This window comes from Brevundimonas sp. (assembly GCF_046295595.1).
GTDB lineage: Bacteria > Pseudomonadota > Alphaproteobacteria > Caulobacterales > Caulobacteraceae > Brevundimonas.
The window spans coordinates 75,939-97,318 of sequence record NZ_JBKBMX010000009.1; the positions used below are offsets into that span (position 1 = coordinate 75,939).

A 21,380-nucleotide genomic window follows, 5' to 3' on the forward strand; every position below is an offset into this window, starting at 1 on the left:
CGGCGGGCCTCAGCCCGCGTCCCGGATCGCGCCCTCGAGGCCCTGTTCGCGGACCTTGCGGTACAGGGTCGAGCGGCCGATGCCGAGGCGGCGGGCGATCTCGGACATGTGACCGGCATAAACCTCGATGGCGTGCTGGATCAGGTCGCGCTCGATCTCCTCCAAAGTCCGCAGATGACCGCGCTCGTCGAGAATGCGGATAGGCGTGTCGGGCAGTGGCGGCAGGTCCACACCGGCGGCCAGCATCGCCGCCAGTCCGTCGGCGGCCTGACCGTCCGGCCCGCCCTCCGCCGGCAGGAAGGGAGCGGCGACGCCGGAGATGGCGGGAAAGTCGTGCGGCTGCAGGAAGGGGGAGTCGGACAGCACGATGGCGCGGTAGATGGCGTTTTCCAGCTGGCGGACATTGCCGGGCCAGTCGAAGGCCGACAGCAGGGCCAGGGTCTCGGGGGCGCAGCCGGCGACGCGCTTGCCTTCCTCGACATTGAAGCGGCCGATGAAGTGGTCGACCAGGGCCGGGATGTCCTCGCGCCGGTCGCGCAGGGCCGGGGCCTCGATCGGGAAGACGTTCAGGCGGTAGAACAGGTCCTCGCGGAACCGCCCCTCGCGCACCTGTTCGGCGAGGTCGCGGTTGGTGGCCGAGACGATGCGGACGTCGACCTTGACCGACCGTTTGGAGCCGATCGGGTCGATCTCGCCCTCCTGCAGGGCGCGCAGCAGCTTGACCTGCATGTCCAGCGGCAGTTCGCCGATCTCGTCGAGGAACAGGGTGCCGCCGCTCGCTTCGGCGAACTTGCCGAGGTGTTTGTCGCTGGCCCCGGTGAAGCTGCCCTTCTCGTGGCCGAACAGGATCGACTCGACCAGATTGACGGGCAGGGCGCCGCAGTTGACGGCCACGAACGGCTTGCCGCCGCGGTCCGAGGCGCCGTGCAGGGCGCGGGCGATGACTTCCTTGCCGACGCCGCTCTCGCCGGTGATCAGCACCGGAATGCCCGACTTGGCGGCGCGCAGGCCCAGCGAGCGGACCATCCGCATTGGCGCGCTCTGGCCGACCAGATCGTCGAACGAGGTACGGCCGCTGACGTGCTTCTTCAGCCGCCCGACCTCGGCCGTCAGCTGGGTCAGTTGCAGGGCGTTGCGGACCCCGACCAGCAGACGTTCGGCCGAAACCGGCTTGACGAAGAAGTCCTGGGCCCCGGCCTGCATGGCCTTGACCACGGCGTCGACGCCGCCCGAGGCGGTCAGCACGATCACCGGCGTGGTTACGCCCGCGGTGCGCATCTCGGCGAGGGCCTCCATGCCGCTCATGCCCGGCATGATCATGTCCAGCAGCACCACATCGGCGCCGCCGCCCTTGGTCAGCCGGTCGATGGCCTCGCCGCCGGACTCGGCGTGGACCACGGCATAGCCCTCGCGCTCCAGCACCGCCTGCGCCAGACGGCGCTGGGAGGGATCGTCGTCGACCACGAGTACGGTCTTGGCCATGGAGCGCCCTTCATCATCACGTCAGGCCGGTCCTCGTTGCGGCGGGACTGGCTCATTCCGGGACGTTTTAGGCCGCACAAGGTGAAGATCGGGTTGTGCGGGGTGGTGAGCGCAGGGTTAACGGGCGAGCTTGAGTGGCTTAGGGCAGCCTTGTGCAGGCCCGCTCCATTTCAAGGTGGCTGACTTCTTCGACGTGTTGATCACTCGGAATGATCAAGTCAGGCCAACGAGGCGGCGCGAATCTGGGGGGCTCGCCGCGCAAGACGTCACGAGCATCCCTTTTCGGCTGACCGGGACACCAACCTGGCCGGTAGTTGCCACGCCGGCCCCAGCCGCTGGACTCACTCTTTGCCCACAGCGCGATGCTACGCTCATCTGCAACAAGGACTTCCACGGCTCCGTCGCCGTCGAGGTCACGGACCGTGGCGACACACGCCGCCGACTTGTCGCATTTCGCCCGCTCGTCGGTCGGCGGGACCGGAACGGCGAAGCCCTGCGGCAGCGCCGCGCCGGCGGGGACGACCTCGAACTCGGGCGTCCGGTTCGGCGATCCAATGTCAGCGTTGTCCCAGCGGTTCGTGACCGCTTTCACGTTGCGGGCGCTGCGCGCGACCACCGGATCCGACGATCGGGTCAGCCGCTCCAGCGCCGCCTCGCCGGCCTTGCCGCTCTGGAAGCGCAGGAAGCGGTAGTCGAACTGATCCGGCTTCACCGCCCCGCGCTCCAGCCGGGCGACTTGATCGGCGACCGACAGACGCGCCGGATCGGCGATGGGGCTGAACAGGGCGAGGATGACGGCGATCTCCAGCACCGCCGTCGCGACATTGGTGCGCTCCAGCGGCTGCATCCAGCCCGCGCCCTTGCGCCAGAACGGGCTGAGGGCGGCGAAGCCATAGCCGGCCGCATAGGCCGCGCCGATCACGGCGCAAGCCGCGGCGATGATCCGGTCGGGCGTCAGCCCGTGCTGGCCGATGCGCAGGGCCAGACCCCAGAAGGCGATCAGGACCAGCGGCGTCAGCAGCACGGCGGCGACGCGCACCGCGCCGCGCAGGATCGCCGGCGGCAGATTGTCGGCCCGCCCGTCCTGATAGGCGGTGTTGATGAGGATGATCAGGGTCGCCGCCGCCGAGAGCACCAGGGCGGTGGCGCTGCCCGTCTCCCACAGACCGTCCAGACCGGTGAAGGGTAGGGCGGCGAGGAAGCCGGCGACCAGCACCGTCATCAACAGCAGGAGCCATGACAGCAGCATCAGGGCGACGCTGCGCACACCCCGGATCAGGCCGTCGCGCACATCGGTCAGGTGCACGGCGATGGCGAAGACGACGGTGGTCACCGGAATCGAGAACCAGTCCTGGCCGATCAGGTCGCGCAGGAAGTCGAGGCCGATGACATTGAACAGGGCGGCGCCGAGGAACAGCAGCAGCCAGAAGGCGCCGGTGAAACCGATCGACAGGACCAGCTGCACCCCGGCCTTCCACGCCGTGTCGAAATAGGTCGGGAAGGCGGCGATCCACCGCCGCTCGAGGTCGGCGGGCAGCACCAGATGGTGGCCGATGAACAGGGCCGTGGCCGCGAAGAACGGCATCGGCCACGGCAGGAACGGCGGATAGCGGCCGGAGCCGTATTCGGCCGCCCCCTGACTGGCCACGCCGTGCCAGCCCAGCAGGGCGAGAAAGGCGGTCGCGGCGACGCCCCACGCCAGCAGCACGGGCCAGCGCATGCGCCCGACCCCGGCCAGCATCAGGACCGGGACCATGACCAGGATCATCGCCAGCGGCCCGAACACCTCCGGCTGGGTGGCCGGCCAGTGCAGGTCCTTGGCGCAGGTTTCGGCGGTTTCGCAGACCCTTCCGAAAAGCGCAGCCGAACGGTACAGCCACCAGAGGGCCGCACCCTGCAACAGGCCGATAGCCAGCCGCGCCGCAACCAGCAGCGGCGATCCAATGCGGCCCAAGCTGTCCCGGCCTGTGGCTTCGATGGCGTCCGTCATGCGATCCTCCCCGATCGGGTGGCATGTGACCCGGTTTATGCATCCCTGCCTAGGCCCGCGCTTGAGTTCCCGCCCGTTCCGTGTATAGAGCGCGCCTCTTCCGTCGCAGCTTTTCGCCGCGGCGGTCCTGTCCGAGAACTTCGGGGTCTGGGGGTCACCCAGACCATAAATGTCAGAGAGCCCTCTGACGCCGTGGGGAGATGGGGATGCAGACGACCACGTCACCCGGTTTCCGGGGGCACGGGGTTTGAGCTTCCTTCGGACATTACGACCGGCCTGAACGCATCGCAGCGATGCGCGGCGCTTTGGCCAATCCGTCGTCGGGAATAAGCCCGGCGGCGAATACCAGACTGGAGACCGCAATGGACCGCGCTCAAAAAGCCGAGTCGATCGAGACGCTCAAGGGCGTCTTCGCCGACGCGGGCGCCGTGGTCGTGACCCACAACCTGGGTCTGACCGTTGCGGACATGGAAGACCTGCGTGGACGCCTTCGCAAAGAGGGCGGCACGTTCAAGGTGGTCAAGAACCGCCTGGCGCTCAAGGCGCTCGAAGCCGACGAAGGCAGCGACTACCACGGCCTGTTCAAGGGTCCCGTGGGCATCGCCTATGCCGACGACGCGGTGACGGCCGCCAAGATCACCGCTGAATACGCCAAGGCCAACGACAAGTTCGTGGTTCTGGGCGGCTTCATGGGTGAGAAGGTTCTGGACGCGAAGGGCGTGGAGACTCTCTCCAAACTGCCGTCGCTGGATCAGATCCGCGCTTCGCTGCTCGGCCTGCTCAACGCCCCCGCGACCAAGATCGCCGGCGTCGTGCAAGCCCCGGCTTCCCAACTGGCCCGCGTGTTCAGCGCGTACGCCTCGAAGGACGCCGCGTAGGCGACATCGCCTCTTTCATCTCTGCAAACTCTCTACTGAAACCCAATCCTCCGAAGGAACCTACCCATGGCCGATCTCGCCAAAATCGTTGAAGACCTGTCGAAACTGACCGTTCTGGAAGCCGCCGAACTGTCCAAGCTGCTGGAAGAAAAGTGGGGCGTCAGCGCCGCTGCTCCGGTGGCCATGGCCATGCCGGCCGGTGGTGGCGGCGCCGCCCCCGCCGAAGCCGCTGAAGAGCAGACCGAGTTCACCGTCGTCCTGCTGGACGGTGGCGACAAGAAGATCAACGTCATCAAGGAAGTCCGTGGCGTGCGTTCGGACCTCGGTCTGAAGGAAGCCAAGGACCTGGTCGAAGGCGCTCCGCAGAACGTCGTCGAGAACGTCTCCAAGCAGAACGCCGACGAAGTCGCCAAGAAGCTGACGGAAGCCGGCGCCAAGGTCCAGATCAAGTAAGATCTGGATCAGCCGTCCGCCCCGAAAGGGGAGGAAGACCTCAGACGGGTCCGGAGGGAAACCTCCGGGCCCGTTTTCGTTGGGGTGGCGGGCAGGGCGTGGGCTTCCCACCTGCCGTGCCTCCCCAATCGAAAGGCCTCCCCGTGAAGATTCTGATGGTTCTGACCTCGCACGACGCGCTCGGCGACACCGGCAAGAAGACTGGCTTCTGGCTGGAGGAGTTCGCCGCCCCCTACTACGTCCTGAAGGACGCGGGGGCCGACATCACCCTGGCGTCGCCCAAGGGCGGCCAGCCGCCGCTGGATCCCAAGAGCGACGAGCCCGACGCCCAGACCGACGCCACGGGGCGCTTCAAGGACGATGCGGCGGCGAAAGCGGAACTGGCCTCGACCCGGCCGCTGTCAGAGGTGTCGGCCGACGACTTCGACGCCGTCTTCTACCCCGGCGGCCACGGCCCGCTTTGGGACCTCGCCGAGGACCCGGCTTCGATCGCGCTGATCGAGGCCTTCGCCAGGGCTGACAAGCCGGTCGGCGCCGTCTGCCACGCCCCGGCGGCCCTGCGCCATGTGAAGGGCCCCGACGGCGAATTCCTGGTGAAGGGCCGCAAGGTCACCGGCTTCACCAATGGCGAGGAGGAAGGCGTTGGCCTGACGGATGTCGTGCCCTTCCTCGTGGAGGACATGCTGATCGCCAACGGCGGCCGCTATTCGAAGGGCGCGGACTGGGGCGTGCACGTCGTCACCGACGGCAAGCTGGTCACCGGCCAGAACCCGGCCTCCTCGGAAGGCGCGGCAGAGGCGCTGCTGGCCCTGCTGAAATAGGAGGAAGCGGAAGGGGGCGAGCGGCCCCCTTCCAGCGCTCAGCGCCGGCGCGGAGCGAAGATGTCGGCCAGCCGGTCGCGCGTGCCCTCGATCCGCTCCAGCCGCGGATAGCGCAGGCCGTCATGCCAGGCGAAATTCACCGTGCGGAACTCGTCGCCCCGCTTGATGACCAGAGCGATCGGCTCGCTGCCGCCCTTGGCGGCGGTTACCGCATCCCGCAGCGCCTCGGCGGAGGCGACGCGATCGCCGACCGCGACCAGCTCCCAGCCCGCGCCCAGCCCCTGTTCGAAGGCGGGACCGCCCCAGCGGATGCCGGTGATGCGGTTGCCGGCGCCCAGACTGAACCCCAGCGAATACTGGAAGTCATTGCCCCAGCCGCCCATCATCCGCTTCTCCAGCGGCGTCAGTTGGTCGACCCATGTCAGCCGCCAGCCGGCGCGCTCGATTCCGTCCAGCGGGGCCTCGGCCCCGGGGCCGACGGCGTCCAGCCGGGTGCGCAGGAAGCTGGCCCAGTCGTGCGGATGGACCGCGTTCAGATGCTCGACGACATCCTCGAACGTATAGGGCCGCGCCTCCCAGACGCCGTCTTCGCTCCCGTAGAAGCTCCTGGCGAAGTCATCCAGCGACTTGCGCTCGCGCGTGGCCTCGCGGATCAGGGTGTCGGCGTCCAGCCAGATCAGCAGCGCCTCGCGGTAATAGTCACCCGTGCCGCGCATCCACGACGGCCATGGGTTGGAGGTGCGATAGCCCAGCAGGTTGTGATTGGTCGTGTCCTGCAGCGCCCGCCATTCCCGTCCGGGCTGCTGGTCGTAGAAGCCCGCGACTTCCGCCAGATTGACGACGGCTTCCTCGACCGTTCCGAGGCCCGACCGGGGCGTGAGCACATCGCCCCAGTACTCCGTCTGGCCCTCGTAGACCCACATCAGGCTGTTCTGGGTCGGCACGTTGAAATTGGCCACCAGCTCATCCGATGGCCGCCGGTATTTGCCATTCCAGCTGTGCACATACTCGTGCGGCAGCAGACCGCGTGAGCCATAGGCGGGATTGGGCGCGGTGAAGAAGGTCGGACTGGCGGTATTCTCGGACGACCGGTGGTGCTCCAGCCCGATGCCGCCCAGTTTCGACGTCAGGCCCAGCAGGAATTCGTAGCGATCGAAATGGCGCGCCCCGAACAGGCGGTCGGCCTGATCGACCAGCGCCTCGTATTTGGCGATCCATTCCGGACTGGCGTTGATCGAGGCGGCGGTGTCGCCGACCAGGTTCAGATGGACCGGCGACCGGCCGCCCGGATCGATATCGATGCGGCGGTAGTGCTTGCCCGCGAACATCGGGCTGTCGGCCAGATGCTCGAGCGAGATCGGGGCGAAGGTGGCGACGTTTCCGTCGCGCGAGACCGTGTCGAGCGCCACGCCATAGTCCCAGCCCTCGGGCAGCACCACGGACGGGGCGAAGGTGATCCGGCCGTGGCTGTAGCCAGCCGGATAGAGCACGGCCTTCTCCCACTGCAGATTGACGATCTCGTCGGTCATGACCACGCGCCAGGTCGAATTGTCCGGCTGGGTCAGCCATTCGAACCCGACCTCGATCGTCTCGACGCCGGCCGGGATGTCGAGATGGAAGGCGTGCGGGTCAACCGTGTCGCGCAGCCACTCGATGCGCTGGCCGTTTCCCGTCACCGTCAGGCCCGAGATCAGCTGGATCGGCCCGGTGTCGGCGTGGTTGCCGGGAATGAATTTCGGATACTGCAACACCAGCGAGCCGGCGCTGACCGGCACGGTCTGGTTCACCCTGATGACCTTGTGCGCCAGATCGGTCAGGTCGACGCGGATGCCGATGGTCCCGGGATAGTCGCGGTCCTGCGGCGCCGGGATCGGCGGCAGGGGGCGCGGCAGGCTGGTCGGCGCCGGCAGGGGCGTCTGCGCCTGCGAGGCCGCGACCTGGGCAAGCGCGGGGGCGGCGGTCGAGACCAGAAGCAGGGCGAGGGCGGTGGATTTTAGCATGGTCTTACCTCGCGATTAGCGGCGGCGGGGAGCGAGGATGTCGCCCAGGCGGTCGGGCGTCCCCTCGATCCGCTCGAGGTGCGGGTATCGCAGGCCATCGTGATAGTCGAACCGCACCGTGCGGAAGCGCTCGCCATTTTTCAGCATCATCTCGATCGGGGTCGTATTGCCCTTCGAGGCGGTGATCGCCGCGGCGATGACGGCCGGGCTGGCGGCGCGGCCGTTGACGGCGACGATCTCCCAGCCCGAGGTCAGCCCCGCCTCGAAGGCCGGCGAGTCCCAGCGCACCGACGAAATCCGGTTGGCGCTATTGGTGCTAATGCCGAGGGAGTACTGGAAGTCGTTGCGTCCGTACTCGCCGTACAGCGCCTTCTGATAGGGGTTCGGCTCCTCCCTGAAGACCAAGCGGTAACCGCCCCGCTCGATGCCGTCCAGCGGCATGGCCGCATCGGCGCCGACGGCGTCCAGACGCGTGCGCAGGAAGGTCGCCCAGTCGTTCGGCTGAACCGCGTTGAGGGTCCGCACGATGTCGTCGAACGTGTAGGGGGCGGGATCCCAGTCGCCGTCCTCGACGCCGTAGAAGGCCTTGGCGAAATCGTCCAGCGACCGCCGGCCGCCCGATTGCTCGCGGATCCAGGTGTCGGCGTCGAGCCAGATCAGGGCCCCTTCGGAATAATAGTCCTCGCTGCGCTGCATGCTGCCCCACGGCTGCGGCCGCCGCTGGGCGATGATCGGATCGTTGACGGTGTCCTGCATGGCGCGCCAGGCGCGACCGGGGCTCAGGCCGTAGGTGGCGGCGGTCATGGCCAGCGAGCCCAGTTCCAGCTCCTTGCTCAACAGGCCGGCGCGGGTGGTCAGCACCTGACCCCAGTATTGGGTCTGGCCCTCATAGACCCACAGCAGGGTGTTCTGCATCGGCTCGTTCAGGGTCGGGGTCAGCTGGTCCGCCGGGCGCCGCCATTTGCCGTTCCACGAGTGGACGTATTCGTGGCCCAGCAGATCACGGTCGCCGAGGGTGTCAGAGGGCGCCGTGAAATATTTCGTGTCCACGCTGTTCTCGGACGAGCGGTGATGCTCCAGCCCGATGCCGCCCAGCTTGTCGCTCACCGCCAGCAGGAAGTCGTAGTGGTTGAAATGCCGCGCCCCGAACAGGCGGTCGGCCTGATCGATCAGATCGCGGTGCAGCTCGATATGCGGTTCCGTGGCGGCCAGCATGGCGGCGTCGTCGGCGACCACGTTCAGCCGCACCGGCGAGCGGCCGCCCGGGTCGAGATCGATCTGGCGATAGTGAGCCCCCGCGAACACCGGGCTGTCGGCGAAATGCTCGAGGCTGATCGGGGCGAAGGTCGCGAGGCCGTTTTCGAAGCTCTCGGTGTCCAGCGCGGTGCCGTAGCGCCAGCCCTCGGGCAGGCGCAGGGTCGGGCGGAAGGTGATCTGGCTGGAGTAATAGCCCGCCGGATAGAGCAGGGCCTTCTCCCACTGGATGTTGAGCATGTCCTCGGTGATCACCACGCGGCCCTGGCTGCCGTCGATCGGCGTCAGCCATTTGAAGGAAACGTCCAGCGCCGTCGCGCCGGCGGGGACCTCGATCTGGAAGCCGTTGGTATGGACGGTGTGGCGCACCCAGCGCAGCGGCTGGCCGTTGGCGGTGATCTGCAGGTCGGCGATATCGTCGACGGGGCCGACCGGTCCGTGGTTGCCGGGAATCCACTGCGGATAGAGCAGGACCATCGGCCCGGCGCCGGTCACCGGGATGGTCTGTTTCACCGTGACGATGCGGCGGTCGAGGTCCGTGGCGTCCATGTCCAGCGAGATCACGCCGGGGTAGGGCGCGTCCCGCGGCGCGGGGATTGGCGCCAGCGCGCGATCAAGCGCCGGCGTCCCCACCTGGGCCAGGGCGGGCGCGGCGCCGAACAGAAGCGCGGCGGCGCAGGCGGAAGCAAGCAGGCGGGCGGGACGCATCATCGGAGGCTCTCGGTCATTGAGGTTTGACGGCACGCTAGAGCGGACCGACGGCTCGCCGGATTAAATCCTCGTCATGTTCCGGGTTCCGATCAGTCGGCAGGCTTCACTTCGAGCAGCTCGACGGTGAACAGCAGGGTCGAATTGGGCGGCAGTTCGTCGCCGCCCACCCAGCGCTCGCCGTAGCCGAGGGCGGCGGGGATGACGAACTCAAAGGTCTCGCCCTCACGCATCAGGCCGACCCCTTCGGTCCAGCCCTTGATCACCCGGTTGAGCGGAAACTCCGCCGGCTCGTTGCGGGCGTACGAGCTGTCGAACTCGCGCCCGTCGACGAAGGTCCCGCGGTAGTGGACCTTGACCGTATCGGTCGCGGCGGGCTGTCGGCCGGACGGTTTGGCGCCGCCCACGCGGCGGTATTGCAGGCCGGAGGCGGTCGTCGTCCAGCCGCTCCGGGCGGCGTTCAAGGTCAGGTAGGCCGCGTTGCCGGCGTCCCAGTTGGCTTGGCTCGTCGTTCCGGAAAAGTCGAGGTCGCTCGCGGGCGGCGCGGAAGCGCAGGCGGCGAGGGTCAGGGCGGCGGCGGCCGCGAGAGCGATGCGTGTCATGCGGCGACGCTAGCGGGCCGAACGGCTCCCGTGAAGCCTGCTGAAGCAAGGCGCCCGACCAACGCCGGAGGAGGGGCTCAGCCCTTTGGCGCCTGTCTGCTTGACAAGACATTATGTACGCTCGACATTACATTTAGACATCTGGAGCGTACGTGTGAGCAGAATTTTCGGCGTGTTGGCGATCAGCCTGGCCTTCGGCGCCTTTCTGGCCTGGCCCTTCTTCGCCTGGCCGGTGCGTCCGGGCTGGATCGGTGCGGCCGTGCTGTTGCTGGTCGCGGTCGGGGTTCGCCGCCACTGGGACGCGCGCGGGCGAGTGGCCGGCGACGATCCTGGCGCGCGGGAGCGCCAGTCGTGGCACGCCGTGGCCGCGCTCGGCGTGTTGAGCGGTCACCTGATCGCCGCCCTGGCGCAACAGGTCGATCTGCATGTCGGCCGGGGCAACACCCTGGCGCTGGACAACTGGACCCTGCTCGCCGCCGCCGCCCTCGGCTGGCTGATCGTGCGCGCCCCGCGGATGGTGAAGGATGAGCGCGACCGCGAGATCGCCGCGCGCGGAGCCCATGTCGGCCACGCGACCCTGACGGGGCTTCTGGTGGTCCTGCTGCTGACGCTCGGTTTCGCGCCGCCGCCGGTGGTGGATCAACTGCAGCCCTTCGTCCTCGGCAATGTGCTGGTGGTCCTGATCCTGCTTGCGGCGCTGGCGAAGCATGCGACCCAGCTGGTCGGCTACTGGGCTGCACGGCCGGGGGACGACCTCAATGGCTGAGCTGGCCATCGGCAATCATCTGCGGCGGCTGCGCTTCGAGCACGGCGAGATGACCCAGGACGCCCTCGCCCGATCGGCCGGAGTGACCCGGCAGACGGTGATTTCACTGGAGGCGGGCCGTTACGCCCCCTCGCTGGAGCTGGCCATGCGGCTGGCCCACGTGTTCGGGCGGGGCGTGGACGACGTCTTCTTCTGGCGGACGCCGCCGACGCCCTGACGACTGAGCGAGTTTCATCTTCAACGCGCGCCACGGCGCACAGACGGGATACGATCCATGACGGCTGGACAGCACACCCTCCGGTCCCTCGCGGGCGCCGCGGCCCTGATCGCCGTCATGGCGGCCGGCGCGGCGACGGCCCAGACCTTTGAGATCACCCCCGGCGGAGACGTGCTGCAGGGGCGGCCGGTCGCCGTGCGTCTGACAGGGGTGACCCCCGGTCGGGCCGTCGAGATCAGCGCCGAACGCCGCTTCGGGCGTCCCGAGCCGATGGTCTGGCGCTCCAGCGCCGCCTTCATCGCCGACCCGCAGGGCGAGATCGATCTGACGGCCGACCCGGCGATGGGCGGGACCTATGACGGAGTCGACGCCGCCGGCCTGTTCTGGTCGATGACGCCGACCCCGACGCCCGCGCCCGCAGACTGGCGGACCGGCGAGGTCCGGCTGACGGCGACGGTCGACGGACAGGTCGTCGCCACCGGCGCGACGCGTCTTATCGGAGCCCTGCCGGCCGTCGGGACGGAAGAGATTCCCGGCTTCCCGGCGGCGCGGCTGTTTCGCCTGCCCGGGGGCGGCCCGCGGCCGGTGATCGTGGTGCTACATGGCGCGGACGGCGGAACCGGAGCCAGTGACCGCTTCGGTCGCAAGCTGGCCTCGCTTGGCTATGCGGTGGTCGGCCTGCCCTACTATTCCCCGGACTGGGGCGCCTACGGTCCACCCAAGGAAATCGCCGAACTGCCCGGCAGTTTCATCGACATCCGCATCGACCAGATCGCGGAGCTGCGTGACTGGCTGCGCACCCAGCCGGGCGTCGACGCCGACCGGATCGCCCTGTTCGGCGGCTCCAAGGGGGCCGAGTTCGCCCTGATCGCGGCCAGCAAATACGACTGGATCACCTCGGTCGTGGCCTTCGCCCCGTCGGACCTGGTGTGGGAGGGCTGGGGCCTCGAGACGCTGGAGGGCGAGGGCCTGCGCTCGTCCTTCTCGCATCAGGGAGAGCCGCTGCCGTTCATGCTCTATGTCGGCTTCCTCGATGGACTGCTGGCGGGGCCGGGCAATGCCGATCTGCTGAAGATCCACGAGGACGGCCGCGCCGCCCATCCTGACCGCGAGGCCGCCGCTCGTATCCGGGTCGAGGACTATCCGGGGCCGGTGCTGCTGGTGGCGGGCGATGCCGACCGCGAATGGCGGTCCGGCCAGATGGCGCGCAACGTGGCCGCGAGCCGGACGGCCGCCGGGCGCGAAACCACCCTGCTGATCTATCCCGAGGCCGGCCATGACGTTGGCGGCGACGGCTGGGCCCCGACCGCCGGGGAAGTCGCGCGCGGCGGCGGTTCGGCCCGGGCCAACGCCCACGCCCAGGCCGATGCCTGGCCCAAGGTACTGGACTTTCTGGAACGGTCGCTGGGCACGGACGAAAGATAGGGAAGCGAGGGCCTTTATTTCGCCGTCAAAGCGAGTATATCAGCGCGTTCCGCTAGCTCCATAAGAGATACGCGCGAAAGCGCCGAGGCCCGGTTTGTCGCCCTCCGACCGGTGCGAAGGCGCGCTCCTTCCCAAGGGAGCCCTACATTTCAGGCGTCCTGGCTGAACAAGCCGAGGGTGGACGCCGAAACCGATGGTCACGGGTCGCCGGAATGGCGGAGCCGTGGCTGCTGCATTGAGCGCGGGCTGCCCGGCCTCGCGCGATTGGGAAGACAGAATGGCCAAGTCCAACGCCGAACTCGCCGTCAACGGTCAGTTTGCCACCGCCACCTCGTTCACCGGCAAGAAGCGCATCCGCCACTCCTTCGGGCGGATCCCCGAAGCGGTGCAGATGCCGAACCTGATCGAGGTTCAGCGCGCCTCCTATGAGCAGTTCCTGCAGCGCGAGGTGCGCTCGGGACCGCGCAAGGACCAGGGCATCGAGGCGGTCTTCAAGTCGGTCTTCCCGATCAAGGACTTCAACGAACGCGCCATCCTGGAATACGTCTCCTACGAGTTCGAGGACCCGAAATACGACGTCGAGGAATGCATCCAGCGCGACATGACCTATGCCGCGCCGCTGAAGGTCAAGCTGCGCCTGATCGTCTTTGAATCGGACGAGGAAACCGGCGCGCGCTCGGTCAAGGACATCAAGGAGCAGGACGTCTACATGGGCGACATCCCGCTCATGACCGACAAGGGCACCTTCATCGTCAACGGCACCGAGCGGGTCATCGTCTCGCAGATGCACCGTTCGCCGGGCGTCTTCTTCGACCACGACAAGGGCAAGACGCACAGCTCGGGCAAGCTGCTGTTCGCCGCCCGCGTGATCCCGTACCGCGGTTCGTGGCTGGACTTCGAATTCGACGCCAAGGACGTGGTCTACACCCGTATCGACCGTCGTCGTAAGCTGCCGGCCACGACCTTCCTGATGGCCCTCGGCATGGACGGCGAGGAGATCCTCAAGACCTTCTACGAGACCGTGCCTTACGAGAAGCGCGGCGAAGGCTGGGTCACGCCCTACAAGGCCGAACGCTGGCGCGGGGTGAAGCCGGAGTTCGATCTGGTCGACGCCGACACCGGTGAAGTCATCGCCGCCGCCGGGACCAAGATCAGCGCCCGTCAGGCCAAGAAGCTGGGCGACACCACGACCTCGCTGTCGCTGGCCGCCGACGCCCTGCTGACCAAGTACCTGGCCGCCGACGCCGTCAACTATGAGACCGGCGAGATCTACGCCGAGGCCGGCGACGAGCTGGACGCGCCCACCATCGAACTGCTCGAAAGCCACGGCTTCACCACCATCGACGTGCTGGACATCGACCACGTCACGGTCGGCGCCTACATGCGCAACACCCTGCGCATCGACAAGAACACCGGCCGCGAGGACGCGCTGTTCGACGTCTACCGCGTGATGCGTCCGGGCGAGCCGCCCACCCCGGAAGCCGCCGAAGCCATGTTCAACTCGCTGTTCTTCGACAGCGAGCGCTACGACCTGTCGGCCGTCGGCCGGGTCAAGATGAACATGCGTCTGGAGACCCCCGAGGTGTCCGACGAAATCCGCGTCCTGCAGAAGGACGACGTCCTCAAGGTGCTGCAGATCCTCGTCGGCCTGAAGGACGGCCATGGCGAAATCGACGACATCGACAACCTCGGCAACCGCCGGGTGCGTTCGGTCGGCGAACTGCTGGAAAACCAGTACCGCGTCGGCCTGCTGCGGATGGAGCGCGCCATCAAGGAGCGCATGTCCTCGGTCGATATCGACACGGTGATGCCGCACGACCTGATCAACGCCAAGCCGGCCGCCGCGGCCGTGCGCGAGTTCTTCGGCTCGTCGCAGCTGTCGCAGTTCATGGACCAGACCAACCCGCTCAGCGAGATCACCCACAAGCGTCGCCTTTCGGCGCTTGGCCCGGGCGGTCTGACGCGCGAGCGCGCCGGCTTTGAAGTCCGCGACGTGCACCCGACCCACTACGGCCGCATCTGCCCGATCGAAACGCCGGAAGGGCCGAACATCGGCCTGATCAACTCGCTGGCCACCCACGCGCGGATCAACAAATACGGCTTCATCGAGAGCCCCTACCGTCGCGTGAAGGATGGCAAGGCGACGGACGAGGTGGCCTACATCTCGGCCATGGAAGAGGCGAAATACACGATCGCCCAAGCCAACATCGAGCTCAAGGACGGCATGATCGTCGAGGAGCTGGTTCCGGGGCGCATCAACGGCGACTCGCAGCTGCTGATCCGCGCCGACGTTGACATGATGGACGTGTCGCCGAAGCAGGTCGTTTCGGTCGCCGCCGCCCTGATCCCCTTCCTCGAAAACGATGACGCCAACCGGGCCCTGATGGGCGCGAACATGATGCGTCAGGCCGTGCCGCTGGTTCAGTCGGACGCGCCGCTGGTCGGCACCGGCATGGAGTCGGTGGTCGCCGTCGATTCCGGCGCCGTCGTCGTGGCCCGTCGTGACGGGGTCGTTGAACAGATCGACGGCACCCGCATCGTCGTCCGCGCCACCAACGAACTGGACGCCGGCCGTTCGGGCGTGGACATCTATCGCCTGTCGAAGTTCCAGCGGTCCAACCAGTCGACCTGCATCAACCAGCGCCCGATCGTGCGCGTGGGCGATGAGGTCAAGGTGGGTGACGTGATCGCCGACGGTCCGTCGACCGACCTCGGTGAACTGGCCCTGGGCCGCAACGCCCTCGTCGCCTTCATGCCGTGGAATGGCTACAACTTCGAGGACTCGATCCTGATCTCGGAGCGCATCGTGCGCGACGACGTCTTCACCTCGATCCATATCGACGAGTTCGAGGTCATGGCCCGCGACACCAAGCTGGGCCCGGAAGAGATCACCCGCGACATCCCGAACGTCGGCGAGGAAGCCCTGCGCAACCTCGACGAGGCAGGCATCGTGGCCATCGGCGCCGAAGTCCAGCCGGGCGACATCCTGTGCGGCAAGGTCACGCCCAAGGGCGAGAGCCCGATGACCCCGGAAGAGAAGCTGCTGCGCGCCATCTTCGGCGAGAAGGCTTCGGACGTCCGCGACACCAGCCTGCGTCTGCCGCCCGGCGTCGCCGGCACCATCGTCGATGTCCGCGTCTTCAACCGCCACGGCGTCGACAAGGACGAGCGGGCCATCGCCATCGAACGTTCGGAAATCGAACGTCTGGGCAAGGACCGCGACGACGAGCTCAAGATCCTCGAGCGCAACGTCTACGGCCGTCTGAAGCCCCTGCTCCTCGGCAAGAACGCCACCTCGGGTCCGAAGGGCCTGGGTCGCGGCGAGGTCACCGAAGCCAAGCTGGGCGAGCTGTCGCGCGGCCTGTGGTGGCAGATCGCCCTCGACGACGAGAAGGCGATGGGCGAGCTCGAGGCCATGAAGAAGCAGTTCGAGGACGCCCGCAAGGCGCTCGACCGCCGCTTCGAGGACAAGGTCGAGAAGCTGCAGCGCGGCGACGAACTGCCTCCGGGCGTGATGAAGATGGTCAAGGTCTTCGTGGCCGTGAAGCGCAAGCTTCAGCCCGGCGACAAGATGGCCGGACGTCACGGCAACAAGGGCGTCATCTCCAAGATCCTGCCGATCGAGGACATGCCGCACCTCGAGGACGGCACCGCGGTGGACATCGTTTTGAACCCGCTGGGCGTGCCCTCGCGCATGAACATCGGCCAGATCTTCGAAACCCACCTCGGTTGGGCCGCCGCCGGTCTCGGCAAGCAGATCCAGGGCCTGCTGGAAGCCTGGCAACAGGGCGGTCAGAAGAAGGCGCTGGTCGACCATTTGACCAGCGTCTACGGCCCCGACACCCCGCTGCCGGAGTCCGAAGAGGACCTGGTCGAACTGGCCCGGAACCTGTCGAAGGGCGTGCCCTTCGCCACCCCGGTGTTCGACGGCGCGCACATCGACGACATCGAGGAACTGCTGGAGAAGGCGGGTCTCGACCGCACCGGCCAGTCGATCGTCTATGACGGCCAGACCGGTGAGCAGTTCAAACGCCCGGTCACCGTCGGCTACATCTACATGTTGAAGCTGCACCACCTGGTGGACGACAAGATCCACGCCCGTTCGATCGGCCCCTACTCGCTGGTCACCCAGCAGCCGCTGGGCGGCAAGGCGCAGTTCGGCGGACAGCGCTTCGGCGAGATGGAGGTCTGGGCGCTGGAAGCCTACGGCGCCGCCTACACCCTGCAGGAGATGCTGACGGTGAAGTCCGACGACGTGGCCGGCCGGACCAAGGTCTACGAGGCCATCGTCCGCGGCGACGACAGCTTCGAGGCGGGCATTCCCGAGAGCTTCAACGTGCTCGTCAAGGAAATGCGCTCGCTGGGCCTGAACGTGGAGCTGGAGAACAGCTGACCGACCGGATGATCCCTCTCCGCGCAAGCGGGGAGGGACGGTCTCTCGCTCTCTCCACATGAAATTACGCGGGAAGCCCCGCAGAAGGAATCAAGATGAACCAGGAAGTCCTGAACATCTTCAACCCGGTCCCGGTCACTCCGACCTTCGACCAGATCAAGATCGCCCTCGCCAGCCCGGAGAAGATCCGGTCGTGGTCGTTCGGCGAGATCAAAAAGCCCGAGACGATCAACTACCGGACGTTCAAGCCCGAGCGTGACGGCCTGTTCTGCGCCCGTATTTTTGGCCCGACCAAGGACTACGAATGCCTGTGCGGCAAGTACAAGCGCATGAAGTACAAGGGCATCATCTGCGAGAAATGCGGCGTTGAGGTCACTCTGGCCCGCGTCCGGCGCGAGCGGATGGGCCACATCGAACTGGCCGCCCCGGTCGCCCACATCTGGTTCCTGAAGTCGCTGCCGTCGCGCATCTCGCTGATGCTGGACATGGCGCTGAAGGACGTAGAACGGGTTCTCTACTTCGAGAACTACATCGTCACCGAGCCGGGCCTGACCCCGCTGAAGCAGAACCAGCTGCTGACGGAAGACGAATTCTACCGCTACCAGGACGAGTTCGGCGATGACGGCTTCACCGCCGAGATCGGCGCCGAGGCCGTGCGCAACCTGCTGATCGGCATCGACCTGCACGCCGAGGCTGAAAAGCACCGCGGCGAGCTGGCCGACAGTCCCTCGGAAATGAAGGCCAAGAAGGCCTCCAAGCGCCTGAAGCTGATCGAGGCCTTCCTCGAGTCCGGCAACAAGCCCGAGTGGATGATCCTGACGGTTGTTCCGGTCATCCCGCCGGAACTGCGTCCGCTGGTTCCGCTGGACGGCGGCCGCTTCGCCACCTCCGACCTGAACGACCTCTATCGCCGGGTCATCAACCGCAACAACCGCCTCAAGCGCCTGATCGAACTGCGCGCCCCCGACATCATCATCCGCAACGAAAAGCGGATGCTGCAGGAATCGGTCGACGCCCTGTTCGACAACGGCCGTCGCGGTCGGGTCATCACGGGCGCCAACAAGCGTCCGCTGAAGTCGCTGGCCGACATGCTGAAGGGCAAGCAGGGCCGCTTCCGCCAGAACCTTCTGGGCAAGCGCGTCGACTATTCGGGCCGTTCGGTCATCACCGTGGGTCCGGAGCTCAAGCTGCACGAGTGCGGCATTCCCAAGAAGATGGCGCTCGAGCTGTTCAAGCCGTTCATCTATGCGCGCCTTGACGCCAAGGGCCTGTCCGGAACCGTCAAACAGTCCAAGCGCATGGTCGAGCGCGAGCAGCCGCAGGTGTGGGACATCCTCGACGAGGTCATCCGCGAGCACCCGGTGCTGCTGAACCGCGCGCCGACGCTTCACCGTCTGGGCATCCAGGCGTTCGAGCCGAAGCTGATCGAGGGCAAGGCGATCACGCTGCACCCGCTGGTCTGCACCGCCTTCAACGCCGACTTCGACGGCGACCAGATGGCCGTTCACGTCCCGCTGAGCCTCGAGGCCCAGCTGGAAGCGCGCGTCCTGATGATGTCGACGAACAACATCCTGTCGCCCGCCAACGGCAAGCCGATCATCGTGCCGTCGCAGGACATCGTCCTGGGCCTGTACTATCTGTCGCTGGTCAAGGAAGGCGAGAAGGGCGAAGGCAAGCTGTTCGCCAACATGGGCGAGATCGACGCGGCGCTCGACGCCGGCGTCGTGACCCTGCACACCAAGATCAAGGCCCGCTGGACCGAGATGAACGCCGAAGGCGCGGTCATCACCAAGGTCATCGACACGACCCCGGGCCGGATGAAGCTGGGCGCCCTGCTGCCGCATAACGCCAACATCGGCTACCGCCTGCTCGAGAAGAACCTGACCAAGAAGGAAATCGGCAACCTGATCGATCAGGTCTATCGCCACTGTGGTCAGAAGGCGACGGTCATCTTCGCCGACCAGATGATGCAGCTGGGCTTCCGTGAAGCCGCCAAGGCCGGCATCTCCTTCGGCAAGGACGACATCGTCATCCCGGCCGCCAAGGCCACCCTGGTCGCCGACACCCGGACCCAGGTCGAGGAGTACGAGCAACAGTACGCCGACGGCCTGATCACCAAGGGCGAGAAGTACAACAAGGTCGTCGACGCCTGGGCCAAGGCCACGGACAAGATCGCCGATGCGATGATGGGCGAGATCGCCCAGCCCCGCGTGCTGGCCAAGGGCCAGAACCCGGACATCAACTCGGTGTTCATGATGGCGAACTCCGGCGCCCGTGGTTCGCAGGCGCAGATGAAGCAGCTGGGCGGCATGCGGGGCCTGATGGCCAAGCCGTCGGGCGAGATCATCGAGACGCCGATCATCTCGAACTTCAAGGAAGGCCTGACCGTCCTTGAATACTTCAACTCGACCCACGGCGCCCGCAAGGGTCTGGCCGACACCGCGCTGAAGACCGCCAACTCCGGCTATCTGACGCGTCGTCTGGTCGACGTGGCGCAGGACTCGATCGTCACCGAGGACGATTGCGGCTCGACGCGGGGCATCACCCTGCGCGCCGTGGTCGAAGGCGGCGACGTGCTGGTCTCGCTGGGTCAACGCGTCCTGGGCCGTTACGCGGCCGAGGACATCAAGGAGCCGGGCGGCGACAAGGTCCTGTTCAAGGCCGACACCTACCTGCAAGAGGAAGAGGTCGAGATCATCGACAGCGCCGGCGTCCAGTCGGTCAAGGTCCGCTCGGCCCTGACCTGCGAGGCCGAAGCCGGCATCTGCGCCTATTGCTACGGACGTGACCTGGCGCGCGGCACCAACGTCAACATCGGCGAAGCGGTCGGCGTCATCGCCGCCCAGTCGATCGGCGAACCCGGCACCCAGCTGACGATGCGGACCTTCCACATCGGCGGCACGGCCCAGGTGGCGGAAACCTCGTTCTACGAGGCGACCAACCCCGGCGTCGCCAAGATCACCGGCCCGACCGTCAAGGCGGCCCACGGCGATCTGGTGGCCATGAGCCGCAACGTCGTCGTCACCATCGTCGTCGACGGCAAGGACCGCGAGAGCCACAAGATCCCCTACGGCGCCCGTCTGCGGGTCACCGAAGGGGCCGAGGTCAAGCGCAGCCAGCGTCTGGCCGAGTGGGATCCCTACACCTCTCCGATCCTGACCGAAGTGGGCGGCGTGATCCGCTTCGAGGACCTGGTCGAGGGCTTGTCGGTCCGCGAGGAAACCGACGAAGCGACGGGCATCGCCCAGCGCGTCGTCTCCGACTGGCGCGCCAGCCCCCGCGGCGCGGACCTGCGTCCGGCCATGGGCGTCACCAAGGGCGACGAATACGCCAAGCTGGCCTCGGGCTCCGACGCCCGTTACCTGCTGCCGGTGGGCGCGGTTCTGTCCGTGAACAACGGCGATGTGGTCAAGCCGGGCGAGATCATCGCCCGCGTCCCGACCGAAGGCGCCAAGACGCGCGACATCACCGGCGGTCTGCCGCGGGTGGCCGAGCTGTTCGAAGCCCGTCGTCCCAAGGACTGCGCGGTCATCGCCGAGATGGACGGCCGCGTCGAATTCGGTCGCGACTACAAGAACAAGCGCCGCATCAAGATCACGCCTGAGGTCAACGCCGACGGCGAACAGGGCGATGCGGTCGAGTTCCTGATCCCGAAGGGCAAACACATCTCCGTCCACGACGGCGATCTGATCAACAAGGGCGACTACATCATCGACGGCAACCCGGATCCGCACGACCTGCTGCGCATCCAGGGCGTCGAAGCCCTTGCCGAGTACCTGGTCAACGAAGTGCAGGAGGTCTACCGACTGCAGGGCGTGCCGATCAACGACAAGCACATCGAGGTGATCGTTCGCCAGATGCTGCAGAAGGTCGAGATCCTCGACTCGGGCGAAACCACCCTGATCCGTGGCGACACGGTGGAAGTGGCGGAGGCCGTGGCCGAGAACCTCAAGGTCGAGAAGCGCAAGGGCCGTCAGGCCACCACCCAGCCGGTCCTGCTGGGCATCACCAAGGCGTCGCTGCAGACCCGCAGCTTCATCTCGGCGGCGTCCTTCCAGGAGACCACCCGCGTCCTCACCGACGCCTCGGTCAACGGCAAGAAGGACACGCTGGAAGGCCTGAAGGAAAACGTCATCGTCGGCCGGCTGATCCCGGCGGGCACCGGCGCCTACCTCCGCGCCCTGCAGAAGGTGGCCAACGAACGCGACGCCGTCCTGACGTCGCAACGCGAAGAGGCCATCGAGCCGCTTCCGGCCGATCTGGCCCTGGAGCTGGAGAACAGCGAGAGCTGATCTGCGGCGACGGAGTGAAATGACGAGGGCGGCCCCGGCGACGAGGCCGCCCTTTTCTTTTGCCGGTTTCACGCTGAAGCTGGCGGCCTCGCGCACGGA

The 21,380-nt window shown here is 67.1% G+C and carries 13 protein-coding genes; 8 read left to right on the forward strand and 5 right to left on the reverse strand.

The genetic code is table 11. From position 1 onward, the window contains the following. Positions 1-9 precede the first annotated feature (9 nt). Together ACK4JY_RS08235 and ACK4JY_RS08240 are read right to left on the reverse strand one after the other, a co-directional pair. Positions 10-1,482, reverse strand: a complete 1,473-nt coding sequence (locus tag ACK4JY_RS08235) for a sigma-54-dependent transcriptional regulator (protein ID WP_409604574.1) — start codon at positions 1,480-1,482, stop codon at positions 10-12. A 139-nt stretch (positions 1,483-1,621) separates the two neighbouring features. After that, positions 1,622-3,472 (reverse strand): DUF4153 domain-containing protein, encoded by a 1,851-nt coding sequence (locus ACK4JY_RS08240; protein ID WP_409604576.1) that lies wholly within the window; start codon positions 3,470-3,472, stop codon positions 1,622-1,624. Between the two features lie 362 nt (positions 3,473-3,834). Between ACK4JY_RS08240 and rplJ the strand changes: the two genes are divergently transcribed. The 3 genes from rplJ to ACK4JY_RS08255 all read left to right on the forward strand — a co-directional run bounded on the left by rplJ (position 3,835) and on the right by ACK4JY_RS08255 (position 5,624). Further along, positions 3,835-4,350, forward strand: coding sequence for a 50S ribosomal protein L10 (gene rplJ / locus ACK4JY_RS08245; protein WP_409604606.1), 516 nt, complete (start codon positions 3,835-3,837; stop codon positions 4,348-4,350). A 66-nt stretch (positions 4,351-4,416) separates the two neighbouring features. Next, positions 4,417-4,803, forward strand: coding sequence for a 50S ribosomal protein L7/L12 (rplL, locus tag ACK4JY_RS08250; RefSeq protein WP_409604578.1), 387 nt, complete (start codon positions 4,417-4,419; stop codon positions 4,801-4,803). Between the two features lie 143 nt (positions 4,804-4,946). Further along, positions 4,947-5,624 carry a type 1 glutamine amidotransferase domain-containing protein gene (locus ACK4JY_RS08255; RefSeq protein WP_409604580.1) on the forward strand — a complete coding sequence of 226 codons (678 nt, stop codon included), beginning with the start codon at positions 4,947-4,949 and terminating at the stop codon, positions 5,622-5,624. A 38-nt stretch (positions 5,625-5,662) separates the two neighbouring features. Here ACK4JY_RS08255 and ACK4JY_RS08260 read toward each other — a convergent pair whose 3' ends face one another. The 3 genes from ACK4JY_RS08260 to ACK4JY_RS08270 all read right to left on the reverse strand — a co-directional run bounded on the left by ACK4JY_RS08260 (position 5,663) and on the right by ACK4JY_RS08270 (position 10,188). Continuing rightward, positions 5,663-7,624: a M61 family metallopeptidase gene (locus ACK4JY_RS08260; RefSeq protein WP_409604582.1), complete on the reverse strand. Its 1,962-nt coding sequence runs from the start codon at positions 7,622-7,624 to the stop codon at positions 5,663-5,665. Positions 7,625-7,639: 15 nt separating this feature from the next. Beyond that, positions 7,640-9,586, reverse strand: coding sequence for a M61 family metallopeptidase (locus tag ACK4JY_RS08265; protein WP_409604608.1), 1,947 nt, complete (start codon positions 9,584-9,586; stop codon positions 7,640-7,642). Positions 9,587-9,678: 92 nt separating this feature from the next. After that, a complete protein-coding gene (locus ACK4JY_RS08270) occupies positions 9,679-10,188 on the reverse strand; it encodes an FKBP-type peptidyl-prolyl cis-trans isomerase (RefSeq protein WP_409604584.1) in 510 nt (169 codons plus the stop codon). Between the two features lie 154 nt (positions 10,189-10,342). Between ACK4JY_RS08270 and ACK4JY_RS08275 the strand changes: the two genes are divergently transcribed. The 5 genes from ACK4JY_RS08275 to rpoC all read left to right on the forward strand — a co-directional run bounded on the left by ACK4JY_RS08275 (position 10,343) and on the right by rpoC (position 21,281). Continuing rightward, on the forward strand, positions 10,343-10,954 hold the full coding sequence (locus ACK4JY_RS08275) for a hypothetical protein (protein ID WP_409604586.1): 612 nt from the start codon (positions 10,343-10,345) through the stop codon (positions 10,952-10,954). Beyond that, on the forward strand, positions 10,947-11,171 hold the full coding sequence (locus ACK4JY_RS08280; RefSeq protein ID WP_409604588.1) for a helix-turn-helix transcriptional regulator: 225 nt from the start codon (positions 10,947-10,949) through the stop codon (positions 11,169-11,171). The genes ACK4JY_RS08275 and ACK4JY_RS08280 overlap by 8 nt, the downstream gene beginning before the upstream one ends. A 57-nt stretch (positions 11,172-11,228) precedes the next feature. Next, positions 11,229-12,596 carry an acyl-CoA thioester hydrolase/BAAT C-terminal domain-containing protein gene (locus tag ACK4JY_RS08285; protein ID WP_409604590.1) on the forward strand — a complete coding sequence of 456 codons (1,368 nt, stop codon included), beginning with the start codon at positions 11,229-11,231 and terminating at the stop codon, positions 12,594-12,596. Positions 12,597-12,873: 277 nt separating this feature from the next. Further along, positions 12,874-16,989, forward strand: coding sequence for a DNA-directed RNA polymerase subunit beta (rpoB, locus tag ACK4JY_RS08290; protein WP_409604592.1), 4,116 nt, complete (start codon positions 12,874-12,876; stop codon positions 16,987-16,989). Between the two features lie 95 nt (positions 16,990-17,084). Next, positions 17,085-21,281, forward strand: a complete 4,197-nt coding sequence (gene rpoC / locus ACK4JY_RS08295) for a DNA-directed RNA polymerase subunit beta' (protein WP_409604594.1) — start codon at positions 17,085-17,087, stop codon at positions 21,279-21,281. Positions 21,282-21,380: the final 99 nt, after the last annotated feature.